Origin of the sequence: Actinoplanes sp. NPDC024001 (assembly GCF_040638955.1) — a bacterium.
In the GTDB taxonomy this organism is placed as follows: domain Bacteria; phylum Actinomycetota; class Actinomycetes; order Mycobacteriales; family Micromonosporaceae; genus Actinoplanes.
The window spans coordinates 12,895-32,900 of record NZ_JBEZZB010000096.1 but is presented as its reverse complement, the minus strand read 5'-3'; the positions used below and the strand labels follow the sequence as shown (position 1 = coordinate 32,900).

The window sequence follows — 20,006 nt, the reverse complement described above, 5'->3', positions numbered from 1 at the left end:
GCCCGGCCGGCGTCCGGCCCGGCAGTGCCCTGCGCGATGTGCCGGTAGTTGAACAGCGAGGTGAACAGCGGCGTGTTCTCCGCGATCCCGCTGGCCTGCTGCGCCACCGCGAGCGGCGCATGCTCATGCTCCAGCAATGCGGCCAGTTGCGCCCGCATCTGCTCGACCGCGGCACGAACCCCCACCCCATCGGTACGCACCCGCACCGGCAGCGTGTTGATGAACGGACCCACCACCCGGTCCGCGCCCGCCCCGCCGTTCATCCGGCCGAACAGGGTCGTGCCGAACACCACGTCGTTGCGGCCGGACAGCACCGACAGCACCCGGGCCCACGCGACATGCAGCACGGTCGCCGAGCTGACGCCGAGCTCACGCGCCACGTCCCGCAGCCGGTCCACGACCTCGGTGGGCACGGGCATCGTGGTGGCCACCGACTCGCTGTCGTCGCCGCTGACGTCCATCAGCCCGTACGGCGCGGTCGGCTCGGTGACGTCGCCGAGCAGCTCGGTGAAGAACCGCTCGTGTTCCTCCCGCGGCACGCTGCGCGCCTGGGCGACGAAGTTGCGGAACGGCAGCGCCGGCGCCAGCTCGTGCGCCCGCCCGTCGAGGGTGGCCTGCACTTCCTGCTGGAGCACGTCCATGCCGTGGTGGTCCTGGAGCATGTGGTGCATCCGGACCAGCGCCAGCCAGCCGTCGCCGACCTGGGCGGCGTGCACGTCCATCAGCGGCGGCCGGTTCAGGTCCATCGCCGAGCCGACCAGCTCGATCAGCTGCTCGGCCGGATCCGGGTGGCCGGCTTCCAGCACATGGATGGTCACCGGCAGCACCACGGTGCGCCAGACCACCTGGACCGGCTCGGGCAGCCCGTCCCACACCACACCGGTGCGGTAGATGTCATGCCGATCGACAACCTGCTGCAACGCCCGGGTGAACCCGTCAAGCCGCTCCCGGCTGTCGAACTCGAACACCCACACCGGCACGTACGGGTCAGCACCACCCTCGGCCATGAGGTGGTGGAACAGCAGACCCTCCTGCAGCGGCGCGAGCGGATAGACGTCGGCCACGTTGGCCGCGCCACCGTCGACACCGGCGACGACGCGCTCCACGTCAGCGTCGGTGAACTGGACCAGCGGCAGCATGTCCGCCGTGATGTGCTGCGCGCCCTCGGGGATGAGGTTGTCCGGGACGACGATCGCGTCCGTTCCGGTGGCGGCGGCGAGCCCGGCCGGTGTCGGGGTCTCGAACAGCGCCCGCACCGACACCGTGACGCCGCGGCCGCGCAGTTCCTCGACCAGCCGCACCGCGAGCAGTGAGTGCCCGCCGAGGCGGAAGAAGTCGTCGTCGACACCGACCCGGTCCAGACCCAGCAGCTCGGCGAACACCTCGCACAGGATCTGCTCCTGCACAGTTGCCGGTGCCCGGCCCGTGCCCGCTTCGTACTGAGGTGCCGGCAGCGCCTTGCGGTCCAGCTTGCCGTTCACCGTCAGCGGCAGCCGGTCCAGCACCACGACAGCCGAGGGCACCATGTACTCCGGCAGCCGCTGCCCGGCGAACTCGCGCAGCCCGGCAACCTCACCATCGACCGGCACCACATAGGCGACCAGCCGCTTGTCACCCGGAACGTCCTCGCGGGCGACCACCGCCACCTGAGCGACCTGCGGATGCGCCCGCAGCACCGCCTCAACCTCACCCGGCTCGATCCGGAACCCGCGGATCTTGACCTGCTCGTCGGCGCGGCCGGCGAACATCAACTGCCCGTCCGCGGTCCACTTCACCAGGTCACCGGTGCGATACATCCGCTCGCCCGAACCCGACGGACACGCCACGAACCGCTCACCGGTCAGACCCGGCCGGCCCACATAGCCGCGCGCCAACCCGGCCCCGGCGATATACAACTCACCGGCCACCCCCGGCGGCACCGGCGACAGTCCACCGTCCAGGACGTAGAAGCGGGTGTTCGCGATCGGCGAGCCCGCCGGGACCGGCCCCTGCCGCTGCCCGTCGACCAGGCCGGCCGCGACCATCACCGTCGCCTCGGTCGGCCCATACGTATTCACCAACCGCCGGCCGGCCGACCACGCCCGGGCCGTCACCTCACTGATCGCCTCGGCACCGACCACCAGCGTCTCCACCGACGCCAGATCCGCCGGATCCAGCACCTCCAGCAGCGACGGCACCACACTTGCCGCCCGCAGTCCGTCCAGCTCACGCAGCAGCTTCGGCTGCTCCCGCTGCTCGGCACCGGCGATCACCAACGTCGCACCCGACGCCAACGCCACCGCCACATCGAACACCGACGCATCGAAACTGAACGACGCGAACTGCAACATCCGCACACCCGGCGCCGCACCCAACAACGGCCCGAACACCGACACCAGATTCGCCAGCGAACCCTGCGAGACCGCCACACCCTTCGGCACACCCGTCGACCCCGACGTGTAGATCACATACGCCAGACCGGCCGCGTCCACCGGCACCGCAACCGCCGCATCCGACGGCTGCACCTCGTCGAGCCGCACCACCGACACACCAGCCGGGCCATCGCCGTGAGCGACCACCACGCTCACCCCGGCATCGGCCAGCATGAACTCCACCCGATCCGCCGGCAGGCCCGGGTCCACCGGCAGATACGCAGCGCCGGCCTTCCACACCGCCACGATCGCGGTCACCAGCTCAGCACCTCTGGGCAGGAAGAGCCCGACCACCGACTCCGCGCCGATTCCCTGAGCCACCAGGTGACACGCGAGGTCGTTGGCCGCCGCGTCCACATCGCGATACGACAGCTCGACACCGTCGGAAACCACCGCAATCGCGTCCGGCGATGCCGCCACGTGCTGGGCGAACAGCTCGACCACCGCGGCATCGGCCACCTCGGCCGCGGTGTCGTTCCACCCGAGCAGCACCTGCTCCCGCAGGTCCGCGCTGAGGAGGTCGACCTCGCGCAGACGGGTCCCGGTCGCGGTGGTCACCGCTTCGAGCACCCGCACGAACCACTCGGCGACTCGCTGCGTGGTGGACTCGTCGAACAGGTCGGCCGACGCCACCACGGTGCCGTGCAGCCCGGCCGGCCGGCCCTCGGCGTCGAAGGCCTCGACCGCGGTCACCTCGAGGTCGAACCGCGAGTCGACGCTGACCGCACCAGCGGGCCGCTGACCATTTCCGGTGGTGGTGGCCTGCGGAAGGCTGACCGTGCCGCGTTCCAGGTTCTGCAGGGTCAGCATCACCTGGAACAGCGGGTGACGCGACATCGACCGGACCGGGGCGAGTTCCTCCACCAGCCGCTCGAACGGCACGTCCTGATGCTCCAGCGCCTCCAGGCTGGTCTGCCGCACCCGGCCCAGAACCTCGGTGAACGTCGGGTCGCCGGACAGGTCCGTACGCAAGACCATGGTGTTGACGAAGAACCCGACCAGATCGTCGAGGGCCTCGTCCTGCCGGCCCGCGACCGGGAAGCCGATCGGGATGTCGGTGCCGGCGCCCAGCCGGGAGAGGAGCACCGCGAAGGCCGCCTGCAGGACCATGAAGGTGGTGACACCCTCGGCGCGGGCGATCTCGGCGAGGCGCTGGTGCACCTCGGCGGGCACCTGCAACGGCAGCTGGTGCCCGCGGTGCGAGGCCACCGCCGGCCGCGGCCGATCGGTCGGCAGCGTCAGCTCTTCGGGCGCACCGGCCAGGGCGTTGCGCCAGTACGACACCTGCGCCGACAGCAAGCTGTCCGGGTCCGATTCCGAGCCCAGCAGCTCGCGCTGCCACACCGCGTAGTCCGCATATTGCACCGGCAGCGGCTCCCAGGTCGGGGCCTCGCCGCGCAGCCGCGCCTCGTAGGCGGCCGACAGGTCCCGGCCCAGCGGCGCCATCGACCAGCCGTCACTCGCGATGTGATGCACCACGAGGACCAGCACGGACTCGTCCGCATCGGTACGGAACAGCAGTGCTCGGATCGGCACCTCGGTGGCCAGGTCGAACGCGATCCGGGTCGCTTCGGCCACCGCGTCGTCCAGGTCGTCCGCGCTTGTCCGGCGAACGTCCAGCGACCAGTTCAGCTCCGCCGGGTCGAGGATCTTCTGGTAGGGCTCGCCGTCGGCCACCGCGAACACCGTGCGCAGCGACTCGTGGCGGCCGATCACGTCGCGCAGCGCGGCGTCCAGGGCGTCCACGTCGAGGTCGCCGCCGAGCCGGAGGACCGCCGGGATGTTGTAGAGCGGGCTCGGGCCTTCCAGTTGGCCGAGGAACCACAGTCGCTGCTGCGCGAACGACAGCACCGGACGTTCCGTCCGCTCCCCCGCCCGCAGCGCCAGGCGGGCCCGGCCGGGAGTCGCCCCGGCCAGCCAGGACGCCACGGCCGCGACCGTGGGCGTCTCGAAGAGCACCCGCAGCGGCAGTTCGACGCCGAGCACGGCTCGCACCCGCGACACCAGCCGCACGGCGAGCAGGGAGTGCCCGCCGAGGCGGAAGAAGTCGTCGTCGACGCCGACCTGGTCGAGGCCGAGGACGTCGGCGAACACCGAGCAGAGGATCTCCTCCTGCACCGACGACGGAGCCCGACCCGAACCCGTCGCGTACTCCGGTGCCGGCAGTGCCCGCCGGTCCAACTTGTCGTTAGCGGTCAGCGGCAGCCGGTCCAGCGTCACCACCGCGGACGGCACCATGTACTCCGGCAACCGCTGCCCGGCGAACTCCCGCAGCCCGGACACTTCACCGTCGACGGGCACCACGTAGGCGACCAGGCGCTTGTCGCCCGGCACGTCCTCGCGGGCGATCACCGCCACCTGCGCGACCTGCGGATGTGCCTGCAGCACCGCCTCGATCTCGCCGGGCTCGATCCGGAACCCACGGATCTTGACCTGCTCGTCCGCGCGGCCGACGAACAGCAGCTGCCCGTCCGCCGCCCGCTTGACCAGGTCACCAGTGCGATACATCCGCTCACCCGAAGCGAACGGACAGGCGACAAACCGCTCACCGGTCAGACCCGGACGGCCCACATAGCCGCGCGCCAGCGCGGACCCGGCAATGTAAAGCTCACCCGTCACCCCGACCGGGACCGGCTCCAACGCCTCATCCAGCACATACAGACGGGTGTTCGCGATCGGCCCACCGATCGGCAACTGACCATCCCGACCATCCACCACATGGGTCGCGACGATCACCGTCGTCTCGGTCGGCCCATACGCGTGCACCATCCGCCGGCCCGGCGCCCAGGCTCGGGCCACCGCCTCGCTGACCGCCTCGGAGCCGACCACCAGCGACTCCACCGACACCAGATCAATCGGGTCCAGCACCTCCAGCAGCGACGGCACCACACTCGCCGCCCGCAACCCGGTCAGCTCCCGCAGCAACTTCGGCTGCTCCCGCTGCTCAGCACTGGCGATCACCAACGTCGCACCCGACGCCAACGCCACCGCCACGTCCAGGACCGACGCGTCGAAGCTGAACGCCGCGAACTGCAGCATCTGCACCCCGGGTGCGGCGCCCAGCAGCGGCCCGAAGACCGACACCAGGTTCGTGAGTGAGCCGTGGGTGACCGCTACGCCCTTCGGCACGCCGGTCGACCCGGACGTGTAAATCACGTAGGCCAGACCGGCAGCGTCCACCGACGCGGCAACCGCGGAGTCGGAGGGCTGCGCCTCGTCGAGCCAGATCACCGACACACCGGAGGCGCTGACCGGCACGTCACGGCTGGCCAGGACGACGCTCACGCCGGCGTCCGCCAGCATGAACTCCGCCCGGTCCGCCGGCAGGCTCGGATCCACCGGCACATACGCGGCGCCGGCCTTCCACACCGCCACGATCGCGATAATCAGCTCCGCACCACGCGGCAGGCACAAACCGACGACCGACTCCGCGCCGACGCCGTGGTCCACCAGGTGCTGCGCCAGGCCGTTGGCGGCCGCGTCCAGTTCGCGGTAGGACATCTCGGCACCGTCGAATACCAGCGCGACCGCGTCCGGGGTCGTTGCCACCTGCCGGGCGAACAGGTCCACCACCGACGCGTCGGCCACCTCGGCCGCGGTGTCGTTCCACCCGGCCAGCGCCTGCTCTCGCAGGTCCGCATTCAGCACCCGCACGGCACCGACCGGAGTCTCCGGACCATCCGTCAGAGCGGCGACCAGCTCGTCGACCGCCGTGCAGAGCAGCTGCCCCACCGTGTGCGGGTCGACTCCGCCGGCCACCTCGACGCTCACCGAGAGGCCACCGGCGTCCTGGTCGTTGATCGACACGGTCAGCGGGTAGTTCGTCCGCTCCTTGGCGAACACTCCCTGGATGCCGTCCGGCGCCGGTCGGGCGTCGGAGCCTGCGGGGCCCTGCGCGATGTGCCGGTAGTTGAACAGCGACGTGAACAGCGGCGAGTTCTCCGCGATCCCGCTCGCCTGCTGCGCCACCGCCAGCGGCGCGTGCTCGTGCTCCAGCAGCGCGGCCAGCTGGGCCCGCATCTGCTCGACCGCGGCCCGCACCCCGGTCCTGCCGGTACGCACCCGCACCGGCAGCGTGTTGATGAACGGACCCACCACCCGATCGGCGCCCGCCCCGGCGTTCATCCGGCCGAACAGCACGGTGCCGAAGACCACGTCGTCGCGGCCGGAGAGCACCGACACCACCCGCGCCCACGCCACGTGCAGCACCGTCGCCGTGCTTACGCCCAGCTCACGTGCGACGTCCCGCAGCCGGTCCGCGGCCTGCTGCGGCATCGGCATCGTGACGGCCGACGACTCAGTGCCGTCACCGCGAACGTCCATCAGCCCGTACGGCGCGGTCGGCTCCGTCACGTCACCGAGCAGCTCGGCGAAGAACCGCTCGTGCTCCTCCCGCGGCACACTGCGCGCCTGCGCCACGAAGTTGCGGAACGGCAGCGCCGGCGCCAGCTCGTCGCTGCGCCCGTCGAGGGTGGCCTGCACCTCGCGCTGGAGAACCTCCATGCCCTGGTGGTCGAGGATCGTGTGGTGCATTCGCAGCAGTCCCAGCCAGCCGTCGCCGGCCTGGGCCACGTGCACGTCCATCAACGGCGGCCGGTTCAGGTCCATCGCCGTGCCGACCAGCTCGATCAGCTGCTTCGCCGGGTTCGGGTGCGCGCCGTCGAGGACGACCGTCGTGACCGGCACCGTGGCGTTGCGCCGGACCACCTGGACCGGTTCGGGCAGCCCGTCCCACACCAGCCCGGTGCGGTAGATGTCGTGCCGGTCGACGACCTGCTGCAACGCCCGCACGAAGCCGTCGAGCCGCTCCCGGGAGTCGAACCGCATGACCGAAACCGATACGTACGGGTCCTCGCCGCCCTCGGCCATCAGGTGGTGGAACAGCAGACCCTCCTGCAGCGGCGCGAGCGGATAGACGTCGGCCACGTTGGCCGCGCCACCGTCGACACCGGCGACGACCCGATCAATCTCGGTCTCGGAGAGCGTCACCAGCGGCAGCATGTCCGGGGTGATCCGGTCCGCGCCCTCGGGGATCAGGTTGTCCGGGACGACGATCGCGCCGGTTCCACCGGCTCCCGCCGCGGCCAGCCCGGCCGGTGTGGGGGTTTCGAACAGGGCCCGCACCGACACCGCGATACCCCGGGCGCGCAGCTGTTCGACCAGCCGCACGGCGAGCAGCGAGTGCCCGCCGAGGCGGAAGAAGTCGTCGTCGACGCCGACCCGGTCCAGACCCAGCAGCTCGGCGAAGACGTCACACAGGATCTGCTCCTGTGCGGTCGCCGGGGCCCGGCCCGTACCCGCCTCGTATTCCGGCGCGGGCAGCGCCTTGCGGTCGAGCTTGCCGTTGACCGTCAGCGGCAGCCGGTCCAGGACCACGACAGCCGAGGGCACCATGTACTCCGGCAGCCGCTGGCCCGCGAACTCCCGCAGCCCGGCGACCTCACTGATCACCGGCACCACATAGGCGACCAGGCGCCGGTCGCCCGGAACGTCCTCCCGGACCAGCACCGCGGCCCGCAGCACGTCGGGATGCGCCAGCAGAACCGCTTCGATCTCGCCGGGCTCGATCCGGAAGCCGCGCACCTTGACCTGGTCGTCGGCGCGGCCGGTGAACATCAGCTGCCCGTCGGTGGTCCACCTGACGACGTCACCGGTGCGGTACATCCGCTCGCCGGCGCTGAACGGGGACGCCACGAAGCGCTCCGCTGTCAGCCCCGCTCGGCCGGCATAGCCGCGCGCCAGCGACGAGCCCGCGACGTACAGTTCTCCGGCGACGCCGGGCGGCACCGGCCGCAGCGCGTCGTCCAGCACGTACACCCGGGTGTTGGCGATCGGCCCACCCACCGTCGGAACCTGGCCCACCTCGAGCGGCGCCGACATCGTCGCGCACACCGACGTCTCGGTCGGACCGTACGCGTTCACCAGACTCCGGCCCGGCGCCCACCGATCCACCACCGCCCGGTCCAGCGACTCACCGGCCGACACCACCGTGCCCACCCGCGACAGCACCGCGGGATCCATCACACCGAGCACCGCCGGCGGCAACGTCACATGTGTCACCGCGTGCCGGAGCAGGACCTCTTCGAGACCCGAACCCGGCTTCAGTTCTTGCGCCGGGGCCACGACGAGCGCGCCGCCGCAGCACAGCGCCATCAGGAGTTCCCAGGTGGCGGCGTCGAAGCCGATGGAGGCGAACTGCAGGACGCGGGCGTCCGGACCGATGCCCCATGTCCGGCTGTGCATCAGTCCCAGGTTCACCGCGCCGCGGTGCGGGACGACGACGCCCTTCGGCGTGCCGGTCGACCCGGACGTGTAGATCACGTACGCCGCGCTGTCCGCCGTCAGGCGGCCGTGCCGCTCGCTGTCGGACAGCGGGCTGTCATCGATCCCCGCATCGTCGGGGCGTGCCGTCAGCACCTGTGCCGCGCCGCTGTCGGCCAGCATGAACTCGATGCGCTGAGCCGGCTGCTGCGGATCGATCGGCAGATACGCCGCGCCCGCCTTCCACACACCCAGCAGTGAGGCCACCAGGTCGACGCCGCGGTCCATCACGACCGCGACCACCGACTCGACGCCGACACCTTGACCGGCCAGGTACCGGGCCACCCGGTTCGCCGCCGCATCCAGCTCGCGATATGACAGCTCGACACCGTCGGCGACCACCGCGACCGCGTCCGGAGTCGCCGCCACCTGCCGCTCGAACAGCGCCACCGTCGTCCCGGCGGTGATCTCAGCGGCGGTGTCGTTCCACCCGGCCAGCACCCGATCACGCTGCCCGGCATCGAGCAGGTCGACGTCACGCAGACGGGTCCCCGCCTCAGCGGTCACCGTCGCCAGCACCCGAGCGAACCACTCGGCGATCCGCTGCGCGGTCGACTCGTCGAACAGATCCGCGGACACCGTGACCTGCCCGCCGAGACCCGCCGGACGGCCCTGCTCGTCGAAGGACTCGACGGCCGTGACGTCCAGGTCGAACCGTACGGTCGCGCTGTCCGCGCCGGTCGACAGCCGCCCGGCGCCGGCGTCGGCCTGCGGCAGGGTGACCGTGCCGCGTTCGACGTTCTGCAGCGTCAGGAGCACCTGGAACAGCGGGTGCCGCGCCATCGACCGGACCGGCGCCAACTCTTCGACCAGCCGCTCGAACGGCACGTCCTGGTGCGCCAGCGCCCCGAGCGTGGTCTCCCGCACCCGGGCCAGCACCTGCCGGAACTCCGGGTCTCCGGCCAGATCGGTGCGGATGACGAGGGTGTTGACGAAGAACCCGACCAGGTCGTCGAGGGCCTCGTCGTTGCGGCCGGCGACCGCCGAGCCGATCGGGATGTCGGTGCCCGCGCCGAGCCGCGACAGCAGCACCGCAAGCGCGGCCTGCAACACCATGAACGTGGTCACACCCTCGGCCCGGGCCAGCTCGGCGAGGCGCTGGTGCACCTCGGCCGGCACCTGCAACGGCACCTGATACCCGCGATGCGAAGCGACCGCGGGACGCTGCCGATCAGCCGGCAGAGCAAGCTCCTCCGGGATACCGGCCAACGCCTCCCGCCAATACTTGACCTGCGCCGACAGCAGACTCTGCGGATCCGATTCCGAGCCCAGCAGCTCCCGCTGCCACACCGCATAGTCGGCGTACTGCACCGGCAGCGGCTCCCAGACCGGCGCCTCGCCGCGCAGCCGCGCCTCGTAGGCGGCCGACAGGTCCCGGCCGAACGGGGCCATCGACCAGCCGTCAGCGGCGATGTGGTGTACGACCAGCACGAGGACCGACTCGTCGGCATCGGTCCGGAACAGCCATGCCCGGATCGGCACCTCGGTGGCGAAGTCGAACGTGTACCGGGTCGCCTCGCTCACCGCCCGGTCCAGGTCGCCGGCGCTGACCGCCTGGAGCTGCAGGGTCCAGTCCAGCTCTGCCGGGTCCAGGACCTTCTGGTACGGCGTGCCGTCGGCCACCGCGAACACGGTCCGCAGCGACTCGTGGCGTCCGATCACGTCGCGCAGCGCCGCGTCCAGTGCCGCGGGGTCCACGCCGGCGTCCAGCCGGACCACTGCCGGCAGGTTGTACAGCGGGCTGGGGCCTTCGAGCTGGTTGAGGAACCACAGCCGCTGCTGTCCGAACGACAGCACCGGCCGTTCCGTCCGCTCCCCCGCCCGCAGGGCGAGTCGGGCCCGGCCGGCGTTCGCCCCGGCCAGCCAGGCCGCCAGGCCGGCCACGGTCGGGGCGTCGAACAGGACCTGCAGGGGAAGCTCGACGCCGAGCAGTGCCCGGACCCGGGACACCAGCCGCACCGCCAGCAGCGAGTGCCCGCCGAGGCGGAAGAAGTCGTCGTCGACGCCGACCGAGTCCAGGCCGAGGACGTCGGCGAACACCGAGCAGAGGATCTCCTCCTGCACGGTCGCCGGGGCCCGGCCGGAACCCGTCGCGTACTCCGGTGCCGGCAGTGCACGCCGGTCCAGCTTGTCGTTGGCGGTCAACGGGAGCCGGTCCAGGACCACCACCGCGGACGGCACCATGTACTCCGGCAGCCGCTGACCCGCGAACTCCCGTAGCCCGGCAACCTCGCCGTCGACCGGCACCACGTAGGCGACCAGCCGCTTGTCACCCGGCACGTCCTCGCGGGCGATCACCGCCACCTGCGCGACCTGCGGATGTGCCTGCAGCACCGCCTCGATCTCGCCGGGCTCGATCCGGAACCCGCGAATCTTGACCTGCTCGTCCGCGCGGCCGACGAACAACAGCTGCCCGTCCGCCGCCCGCTTGACCAGGTCACCAGTGCGATACATCCGCTCACCCGAAGCGAACGGACACGCGACAAACCGCTCACCGGTCAGACCCGGCCTGCCCACATACCCGCGCGCCAACGCTGACCCGGCCACATACAGCTCACCGGCCACACCCGGCGGCACCGGCGACAGTCGCTCGTCGAGGACATAAAGGCGGGTGTTCGCGATCGGTCCACCGATCGGCAGCTGACCGTCCCGGCCGTCCACGACGTGGGTGGCGACGATGACCGTGGTCTCGGTCGGCCCGTAGGCGTGCACCATCCGGCGACCCGGCGCCCAGGCTCGGGCCACCGCCTCGCTGACCGCTTCGGAACCGACCACCAAAGCCTCGACGGACGCCAGGTCGGCCGGCTCCAGCACCTCCAGCAGCGACGGCACCACACTGGCCGCCCGCAACCCGGTCAGCTCCCGCAGCAACTTCGGCTGCTCCCGCTGCTCAGCACTGGCGATCACCAACGTCGCACCGCACGCCAGCGCCACCGCCACGTCCAGGACCGACGCGTCGAAGCTGAACGCCGCGAACTGCAACATCTCCACACCCGGCGCCGCGCCCAGCAACGGCCCGAACACCGACACCAGATTCGCCAGCGAGCCATGCGTGACCGCCACACCCTTAGGCACACCGGTCGACCCGGACGTGTAGATCACGTAGGCCAGACCGGCCGCGTCCACCGGCACCGCCACCGGCACGTCCGAGGGCTGCACATCATCCAGCCGCACCACCGAACCATCGCGGTTACCGACCACCACGCTCACCCCGGCGTCCGCCAGCATGAACTCCACCCGGTCCGCCGGCAGGCTCGGATCCACCGGCACATACGCGGCGCCGGCCTTCCACACCGCCACGATCGCGATGATCAGCTCCGCACCACGCGGCAGGCACAAACCGACGACCGACTCCGCGCCGACGCCGTGGTCCACCAGACGCTGTGCCAGACCGTTGGCGGCCGCATCCAACTCCCGGTAGGACAGCTCGACACCGTCGGCGATCACTGCGACCGCGTCCGGCGACTCCGCCACTCGCTGAGCGAACAGCTCCACCACGGAAGCGTCGGCAACCTCGGCCTCGGTGTCGTTCCACCCGACCAGCACCTGCTCCCGCAGCTCGGCGTCGAGGAGGTCGACCGTGAGCAACCGGGTCCCGGCCTCGGCGGTCACCGTCGCCAGCACTCGCCCGAACCAGTTCGCAACCTGCTGCGCGGTCGACTCGTCGAACAGATCGGCGGCGGCGATCACCGAACCCTGCAGCCCCGCCGGGTGCCCCTGGTCGTCGAACGACTCGACGGCGTTCACTTCCAGGTCGAAGCGCGCCATGGCGGCCGAGGCCGCCATCCCCGGAGCGTCGTCCGCCCCGGACACCGGAAGGTCCACGGTGCCGCGCTCGGTGTTGTGCACGTTCAGCACGACCTGGAACAGCGGGTGCCGGGCCAGCGACCGGACCGGGGCAAGCTCCTCCACCAGCCGCTCGAACGGCACGTCCTGATGCTCCAGCGCCTCCAGGCTCGCCCGCCGCACCCGGCCCAGAACTTCGGTGAACGTCGGGTCGCCGGACAGGTCCGTACGCAAGACCATGGTGTTGACGAAGAACCCGACCAGATCGTCGAGGGCCTCGTCCTGCCGGCCCGCGACCGGGAAGCCGATCGGGATGTCGGTGCCGGCGCCCAGCCGCGACAGCAGCACCGCGAAGGCCGCCTGCAGCGCCATGAAGGTGGTGACACCCTCGGCGCGGGCCATCTCGGCCAGGCGCTGGTGCACCTCGGTCGGCACCTGCAGCGGCACCCGGTGCCCGCGGTGCGAGGCCACCGCCGGGCGCGGCCGGTCGGTCGGCAGGTCCAGTTCCTCCGGCGCGCCGGCCAGCGCCTGCCGCCAGTACTCCACCTGGTTCGACAGCACACTGTCCGGGTCGGACGCCGCACCGAGCAGCTCCCGCTGCCAGATCGCATAGTCGGCGTACTGCACGGGCAGCGGCTCCCAGACCGGCGCCGCACCGCGCAGCCGAGCCTGGTACGCCGTCGACAGGTCGCGGCCCATCGGCCGCCGCGACCAGGCGTCACCGGCGACGTGGTGGGTCACCAGCACCAGCGTGTATCCGTCGGCGGCATCGCCGGTGTGCAACAGCAGCGCGCGGATCGGCACCTCGACCGCGAGGTCGAACGTGTAGCCGATCGCCTCGGCCACCGCACGATCCAGCTCGGCCGGGTCCACCAGTTCGACCCGCAGGGCCCAGTCCAGCTCGGCCGGGTCCAGGATCTTCTGGTACGGCTCGCCGTCGGCCACCGCGAACACCGTGCGCAGCGACTCGTGGCGGCCGATCACGTCCCGCAGCGCGGCGTCCAGGGCCGTGACGTCCAGTTCGCTGGTGAGCCGGGTGACGAACGGGACGTTGTACAGCGGGCTGGGGCCGTCGAGCTGGCCGAGGAACCACAGCCGCTGCTGGGCGAACGACAGTGCCGGCCGCTCCGGTCGTTGTCCCGCCCGCAGGGCTGTTCGGGCCCGGCCCACCCCTGGTCCGGTCAGCCAGGCGGCCAGGCCGGCCACCGTCGGCGTGGCGAACAGTTCCCGCAGCGGCAGTTCGATGTCCAGGATGGCGCGGACCCGCGACACCAGGCGTACGGCCAGCAGCGAGTGCCCGCCGAGCATGAAGAAGTCGTCGTCGACGCCGACCTGGTCGAGGCCGAGGATCTCGGCGAACACCCCGCACAGGATCTCCTCCTGCACGGTTGCCGGGCCCCGGCCGACGGCGGTCGAGTGGTCGGGGGCGGGTAGGGCGCGGCGGTCGAGTTTGCCGGCGCTGGTCAGCGGCAACTGATCCAGCACCACCACCGCCGAGGGCACCATGTACTCCGGCAGCCGCTGCCCCGCATACTCCCGCAGCCCGGCGACCTCATCATCGTCCGCCACGACATAGGCCACCAGCCGCTCGTCACGGACCACCACCGCCGCCTGCTCCACCTGCGGATGCGCCCGCAACACCGCAGCGATCTCACCCAACTCGACCCGGAACCCACGAACCTTGACCTGCTCATCGACCCGGCCCAGGAAGACAACCTCACCATCACAGGTCCACCGCGCCAGATCACCCGTGCGATACATCCGCTCACCGGCCACGAACGGCGACGCCACAAACCGCTCCGCCGTCAGCCCCGCACGACCCACATAACCGCGCGCCACCCCGACACCCGCGACATACAACTCACCGGCCACCCCGACCGGCACCGGCTGCAACGCCTCATCCAGCACGAACAACCGGGTATTCGCGATCGGCGAACCGACCGGCACCACACCACCACCGGACAACCGCGCCGTCGCCACCCCGATCGTGGTCTCCGTCGGCCCGTAATGGTTGAACACCGGCCGATCCCCGGCCGCCGCCACCAACCGATCCACCCACTCCGGCGACGCCGCCTCACCACCCAACACCAGCGACCCCGCCGGCAACACCGCCTCAAAACCAGCACCCGCCGACAACGCCGCCAGATGCGACGGCACCGCCTTCACGAAATCAATCCGATGCGCGGCGAGATAATCGGCGACCGCCCGCGGATCCATCACCGCCGACGCGTCCAACACATGCAACTGCCCACCAGAGACCAAACTGATGAACACCGTCGTATTACCCAGATCCGTCACCTGCGGCTGCAACAACCCATACCGCGCCCCGGCCACACCCCAACCCAGCCGTGACGACACCGACACCACATAGTTCGCCAGCGAACCGTGCGAGACCGCCACACCCTTCGGCACACCCGTCGACCCCGACGTATAAATCACGTACGCCAGACCGGCCGGCTCCATCGCCACCGCCGGATCGGTGTCGGGCTGGGCGGCGACCATGGCCGCGACCATCCGCTCGTCGAGAGCGAGCATCCGGACGCGGCCGGCCGGCAGGTCGTCCAGGACCTCCTCGGTGCCCAGCAGCAGCACCGCCCGGCTGTCGGCCAGCATGAACGCGATGCGGTCCGCCGGCAGCTTCGCGTCGACCGGCAGGTACGCGGCGCCCGCCTTCCACACGGCCACCATCGCCGTGATCATCTGCGCGCCGCGGGGCAGGCAGAGACCGACCACGGACTCCGCGCCGACGCCCTGGCTCACCAGGTAGTGCGCCAGCCGGTTCGCGTCCGCGTCCAGTTCCCGGTAGGACACCGAGACTCCGTCGGCCACCAGCGCGGTCGCGTCCGGGGTCCGCGCCACCTGCGCGACGAACTGAGCGGGCAGCAACTGCTCCGGCAGCTCGGCGGCGGTGTCGTTCCAGCCGGTCAGGACCTGCTCGCGCTGCTCGGCGTCGATCACCCGGACGGTCTGCACCGGCGCGTGCGCGGAAGCCGTCACGGCGTCCAGCACGCGCACGTACCAGTCCGCCAGCCGCTGGGCGGTCGCCTCGTCGAACAGATCCGCCGACGCGGTCATCGCGCCGTAGATCCCGGCGGGGTGACCGTGCTCGTCGAAGGCCTCCTCGGCGACCAGCCACAGGTCGACCTTCGCGGACGCCGAGGCCGCCTGCGGGCCGTCGCTGTCGAGGGTCGTCTCCCCGATGCGGGGCAGCTTCAGCGTTCCGCGGTCGGTGTTCTGCAGGGTGAGCATGACCTGGAACAGCGGGTGCCGGGCCGTCGAACGGCTCGGGGCCAGTTCCTCGACCAGCCGCTCGAACGGCACGTCCTGGTGCTCCAGGGCGTCCAGGCCGGCCCGCCGGACCCGGCCGAGCACCTCGGTGAACGTCGGGTCACCGGACAGGTCGGTCCGCAGCACCAGCGTGTTGATGAAGAAGCCGACCAGGTCGTCCAGGGCCTCGTCGTTGCGGCCGGCGACCGGGAACCCGATCGGGATGTCGGTGCCGGCGCCCAGCCGCGACAGCAGCACGGCCAGCGCCGACTGCAGCACCATGAACGTGGTCACGCCCTCGGCGCGGGCCACCTCGGACAGCCGCTCGTGCACCGGGGTGGACACTCGCAGCGGGATCCGGTGCCCACGGTGGCTGGCCACCGCGGGACGAGGGCGGCTGACCGGGAGCGCCAGCTCCTCCGGCGCGCCGGCCAGCGTGTCCCGCCAGTAGGCGACCTGGGTCGACAGCAGACTGTCCGGGTCGGCGTCCGAGCCGAGCAGTTCGCGTTGCCAGTCGGTGTAGTCGGCGTACTGCACCGGCAGCGGCGCCCAGGCCGGGGCCGCACCGCGCAGCCGCGCCTCGTACGCCGTGGCCAGGTCGCGGCTCAGCGGCGCCATCGACCAGCCGTCGCCGGCGATGTGGTGCAGCAGCAGCACCAGCACGGTCTCGCCGGTCGCGGTCCGCAGCAGCGAGGCCCGGATCGGCACCTCGGTGGTCAGGTCGAACGCGTACCGGGTGGCCTCGTCCACCGCGCCGGGCAGCTCGTCCGCGGTCACCGTCCGGACCTGCAGGGCCCAGTCGAGTGCGGCCGGGTCCAGCACCTTCTGGTACGGCTCGCCGCCGGCGGTCGGGAACACCGTGCGCAGCGACTCGTGGCGGCCGATCACGTCGCGCAGCGCCGCCTCGAACGCGTCGATGTCGAGCCCGGCGTCGAGCCGTACCACGAGGGGGATGTTGTAGAGCGGGCTCGGGCCCTCCATCTGGCCGAGGAACCACAGCCGGTGCTGCGCGAACGACAGCACCGGTCGTTCGGTGCGTTCACCGGCCCGCAAGGCAGGCCGCACCCGGCCGGTGGCGTCGCCGGACAGCCACGCTGCCAGCCCGGCCACGGTCGGGGTCTCGAAGAGCACGCGCAGCGGCAGTTCCACATCCAGCAGCGCGCGGACACGCGACGCCAGTCGTACGGCGAGCAGCGAGTGCCCGCCGAGCCGGAAGAAGTCGTCGTCGACGCCGACCCGCTCCAGGCCCAGGGTTTCGGCGAACACCCCGCACAGGATCTCCTCCCGCGCGGTCGCCGGACCGCGGCCGGCGCCTGCCTGCGTGGTGTAGTCCGGTGCCGGCAGCGCCTTGCGGTCCAGCTTGCCGTTCACCGTCAGCGGCAACCGGTCCAGCACCACGACCGCGGACGGCACCATGTACTCCGGCAGCCGCTGGCCCGCGAACTCCCGCAGCCCGGTGACTTCGCCGTCCCCGGGCACGACGTAGGCGACCAGGCGCTTGTCGCCCGGGGTGTCCTCACGCACCACCACCGCGACCTGACCGACCCCAGAATGGGCCCGCAGCACCGCCTCGATCTCACCCAGCTCGATCCGGAACCCGCGGATCTTCACCTGCTCATCCGCCCGGCCCGCGAACACCAGTTGTCCGTCCGCCGTCCACCGCGCCAGGTCACCGGTGCGATACATCCGCTCACCGGACCCGAACGGCGACGCCACAAACCGTTGCCCGGTCAGCTCCGGACGGCCCACGTAGCCATCCGCCACCCCCGCGCCGGCGACATACAGCTCACCGACCACACCCGGCGCGACCGGCTGCAAACCGTCGTCGAGGACGAAGACCCGCCAGCCCGGGATGGCCCGGCCGATCACACTGTCACTACTGGTGTCGTCCGCACCGAGCTCGCGGAAGGTGACGTGCACCGTGGTCTCGGTGATGCCGTACATGTTCACCAGCCGCGCCGCACCCGGATCCCGCGACCACCAACTGTCGAGCTGGGCCGGGTCCAGCGCCTCACCACCGAACACCACATACCGCAACCCGCCCGGCACGAAGCCGTCCACCGCGAGGAGCTGGTAGAACGCCGACGGGGTCTGACTGAGCACCGTCACCCGCTCCCGCCCGATCAGCTGGGCGAAGTCCTGCGGCGACCGGGAAACCTCGTAGGAGACCACGACCACCCGGGCCCCGTGGACCAGCGCGCCCCACAACTCCCAGACCGAGAAGTCGAACGCGAACGAGTGGAAACACGACCACACGTCATCCGCCGTGAAGGCGAAGTCCTGATCCGTCGACGCGAACAGGCTGGCCACGTTGCGGTGGCTGACCGCCACCCCCTTGGGCGCACCCGTCGACCCGGACGTGTAAATCACATACGCCCGATCACCCAGACCGGGACCCGCCAGCGGCCCGCTGTCCAGACCGGCCAGCTCGGCCACCGTGGCCGGGTCGTCGAGGACCCTCACCGGCACCGGCCGGTCTGCCGACGCCTCACCGATCAGCGCCTCACACGACGCCGACACCAGCACGCCCGCCACATCGGCGTCGGCGAGCATGAAAGCGACCCGTTGCACCGGATACTGCGGGTCCACCGGCAGATACGCGGCGCCGGCCTTCCAGATTCCGAGCAGCGCCACCACCAGGCCGGCGCCACGGTCCATCGCCACCGCGACCATCGACCCGGCGCCCACACCCTGCCCGCGCAGATACCGGGCCACCTGGTTCGCCGCCGCGTCGAGGTCCCGGTAGGACAGCTGGACACCGTCCGCGACGACCGCGACCGCGTCAGGGGTGGCCGCCACCTGCCGCTCGATCAACTCCACGACCGTGGCGTCGACCGGGTCCGTGCCCGCCGCGTTCCACTCGACGACGACCTGCTCACGCTCGTCGGCGTCCAGGACATCGACCGCGCGCAGCCGCAGCTGCGGGTCCGCGGTCACCGCCGCCAGCACCCGCACGAACCGCTGCGCCAACCGCTGCGCGCTCGACACCTCGAACAGATCCGCCGCGATCATGAGCATGCCGTCGAGCCCGGCCGGCCGGCCCTCGGCGTCGAACGTCTCGACCATGTTCACTTCGACGTCGAACTTGGCGACCGGCGTGGCCCTCGGCACGATCTCGGCGTGCACGTCCGGGAACTCCAGTGCCACACCGGCCGTGTTCTGCAGCGTCAGCGACACCTGGAACAGCGGGTGCCGCGCCAGGGACCGGGTGGGGGCCAGCTCCTCGACCAGCCGCTCGAACGGCACGTCCTGGTTCGCCATGGCGCCGAGGCCGGCCTGCCGGGCGCGCCGCAGCACCTCGGTGAACGCCGGGTCGCCGGACAGGTCGGTCCGCACCACCAGCGTGTTGACGAAGAACCCGATCAGGTCGTCGAGGGCCTCGTCGTGGCGGCCCGCGACCGGGAACCCGATCGGGATGTCGGTGCCGGCGCCCAAGCGAGACAGCAGCACCGCGAGCGCCCCCTGCAACACCATGAACGGGGTGGCGCCCTCGGCGCGGGCCAGGTCCAGCAGCCGCTGGTGCACCTCGGCCGGCACCCGGACCGGCACCAGGTGCCCGCGGTGCGAGGCCACCGCCGGTCGGGACAGGTCGGTCGGCAGCGCCAGCTCCTCCGGCGCGCCGGTGAGCGCCTCGCGCCAGTACGCCACCTGCTTGGACAGCAGGCTCTTCGGGTCGGACTCATCGCCGAGCAGCTCGCGCTGCCACAGCGTGTAGTCGGCGTACTGCACCGGCAGCGGCTCCCAGCCGGGGGCCTCGCCGGCGAGGCGGGCCCGGTACGCCGTGGAGATGTCGCGCCACAGCAGGGCCTGCGACCAGGCGTCGATGGCGATGTGGTGCACCACCAGCACCAGCACGTACTCGTCCGCGCCGGGGTGGAGCAGGCTGGCCCGGACCGGGATCTCGGAGGCCAGGTCGAACGCGTGCGCCTCGGCCCGCGCGATCGCGCCGGACAGGTCCTCGGCGGTCGTGGCGACGACCGGCACGTCCCAGTCGAGGTCCGGCAGGTCGATGATCCGCTGGAACGGTTCCCCGTCCACCACGTCGAAGACCGTCCGCAGCGACTCGTGACGGCCGAGCACGTCCCGCAGCGCGGCGCTCAGCGCGTCGACGTCGATGGCGCCCCGGAATCGTACGGTGACGCCGCTGTTGTATGTCGGGTTCGGGCCTTCCATCTGGTTGAGGAACCACAGGCGCCGCTGCGCATACGACAACCGAATCAT

General features: G+C 71.5%; 1 protein-coding gene (running past one end of the window). It reads right to left on the bottom strand.

Going from position 1 to position 20,006, the window contains the following annotated elements; all coding sequences use genetic code 11:
• Window positions 1-20,006: part of a non-ribosomal peptide synthase/polyketide synthase coding region (locus AB0F81_RS31515; RefSeq protein ID WP_360203099.1), annotated on the bottom strand (this coding region is incomplete at its 3' end). The annotated region extends 7,752 nt beyond the left edge of the window; the window shows 20,006 of its 27,758 annotated nt.